General features: G+C 70.4%; 1 protein-coding gene and 1 pseudogene. Both read left to right on the forward strand.

What is annotated here, in order from left to right; translation table 11 throughout:
• Window positions 1–1,039: tellurite resistance/C4-dicarboxylate transporter family protein (locus PINTE_RS20965; protein ID WP_306304878.1), on the forward strand; the 1,039-nt coding region annotated here is incomplete at its 5' end.
• Between the two features lie 14 nt (window positions 1,040–1,053).
• A pseudogene (locus PINTE_RS20970) lies at window positions 1,054–2,349 on the forward strand (hypothetical protein); the annotation flags it as partial.

Raw genomic sequence — 2,349 nt, forward strand, 5'->3', positions numbered from 1 at the left:
CTGGATCCCACGTTGGACACCGGAAGGCCTTGCGCCCGGCTCCTTCGCGTTCGTCATGGCCACCGGGATCGTCGGGGTGGGCGCTGCGCTGACCGGCCTGGGGGCGCTGGCGTCCGTGCTCGTGTTCATCGCGACGCTCGGATACGCCTGTCTCGTGGCGGCGCACGCGTGGCGCCTGCTGGCTTACCGGGCGGCGATGGGTCGTGACCTGCGCGATCCACGGCGGGCATTCGGCTACTTCACGTTCGTCGCCGGAACGGACGTCGTCGCGGTGTGCCTCGCGGCGGCCGGCCGGCACGGGGTGGCGACCGCGCTGCTCATCGTGGCCCTGACGACCTGGCTAGTGCTCGGCTACGCGGTGCCGTGGACGGCGGTGCTGGGATCGCATCCGCAGCCGGTGCTCGCGGCCGCGAACGGCAGCTGGTTCATCTGGGTGGTCGCGTCGCAGTCGGTGGCGGTGGTCGCCGCGACCCTGCAACCGGTGCTGACACCGGCCCGCTCGGCGCTCGCGGTGGTTGCCGTGCTGACGTGGTCGGTGGGGCTGGTGCTGTACGCGGCCGCCGCGGTCTTCGTCTCGTTGCGGCTCATGCTCTACGAGCTCACCCCGGAGGAGCTCGATCCCACGTACTGGGTGTCGATGGGGGCGGTGGCCATCACCGTCGTCGCGGGCGCGCGAGTGGTCGAGATGCTGCAGACGCCGATCGTCGATGCCACGCGGGGCCTCGTCGCGGGCCTGTCGGTCGTGCTCTGGTCGTTCGCGAGCTGGCTCATTCCGGTGCTCGTGGCCGTCGGGGTGTGGCGGCACGTCGTGCACCGGGTGACGCTGCGCTACGTGCCCGCGATGTGGAGCATCGTGTTCCCGCTCGGGATGTACGCGGTCGCCGGCATGTACCTGGGCCAGGCCGACAGGCTGCCGTTCGTCGAGGCCGTCGGGCGCGCCTGGTTCTGGGTGGGTCTGGCGGCGTGGGTTCTCGCGGCCGGGGCCATGACGCGCTCTCTGGCGCTTTCTGTCGCGCGCGGACGAAACCTGGGGAAATAGGCTTCCGCTGTGGCGTGAATCGTCTCCGGATTAGGCCGTGGTGCGGTGAGGAACTGCTGCTTCTCGAACGGCTTCCCCGGCCTGGAAACCGATATTCGAGTTATCCACAGATGCGCCTTGTGGTCTATATTACCGCTGTCCAGTGGGGTAGAATCGAACTACTGCTCGAACTTGGCTGGATCTGGTGGAAAGGGGGTCGTGTGATGTCTGTGGGTGCGGTTCCGCGGTCTGATGGTGCGGTGATCTCGCGGTTGATTTCAGCCGCGCGGGATTTGCGTGACCAGCCCGAGAATGGCGGGTGGGTGCGGTTGCGGGAGATTTCGCAGGCGTATGACGAGCTTGATGTGCAGGCCTCGGATGCCGCGGGCGAGTTGGCGCAGGCCCAGGCGGCCGCGGACCTGGCGGTGCAGAACGAACAGATCGACCGGGGCCGGTTGGCGCGTCGGTATCGCAAGTCGGCAGGGGTGTTGTTGGACGAGGCCCGCGCCTGCATCGTCGACACCGCGGTCGCGACCCTTGGTGGGCCGGCCGGTGTGTGGCACGGTCGGGTTGCGCTCGGGGTGGCGCCGGAGTCGGTCGCCGCGCCGATCAAGGAAGCGGTCGCCGCGCGGGCGATCACTTTCGGCCAGGGGTGTGCGTTGGTGCGCGAACTCGACGCGCCCGAGGTCACGGCGGAGGCGGGCCAGAAGGTGTGCGACGCGGTGCTCGCGTATGCGACTGAGAAGGCCGCCGCGACCGGTGCGCCGCTGGGGCAGGGGGCGTTCTGCCGTAAGAAGCGCCGGGAGATGGTCAAGCACGTCAACACCCGCGCCCGGCGGGCGCGAGCGGTGCGGCAACGCGACGCGTGGGTCACGATCGGTGACGACGGCGCCGGCAGCTTCGGGGTCAGCGGCACTGATGCCCGCTGCCTGGGTGCCTTTCGGCGGATCGACGCGATCGCCCGCGCGACCCGCGCCGGCGGTGACCCGCGCACCTTGGCGCAGCTGCGCTCCGACGTTGCGTTGGACCTGTTGTTGTTCGGGCAGCCGCACGCCGACGCGCCGACCGTGGTCGATCACCCCGGGGACGGCGGGTGGCCGGCCGCGAAGGTGTCGGTCGTCGTGTCTCTCGCTTCTCTGGCCGGGCTCAACCAGCAACCAGGCACGGTCGAGGGTGTCGCGGTCGACGCCGACACGGTTCGCGAGGTCGCGTTCGCGGCGGGGTCGACGTGGCAGCGGCTGGTGGCCGACCCGCTGACCGGGTACGCGATGGCACAGGTCGCCAAGTCGTATGCGCCGCCGCCGCGGATGGCCCGCGCGGTGCGCGACCGT

This window comes from Piscicoccus intestinalis NBRC 104926 (genome assembly GCF_001515525.1).
Lineage (GTDB): Bacteria > Actinomycetota > Actinomycetes > Actinomycetales > Dermatophilaceae > Kineosphaera > Kineosphaera intestinalis.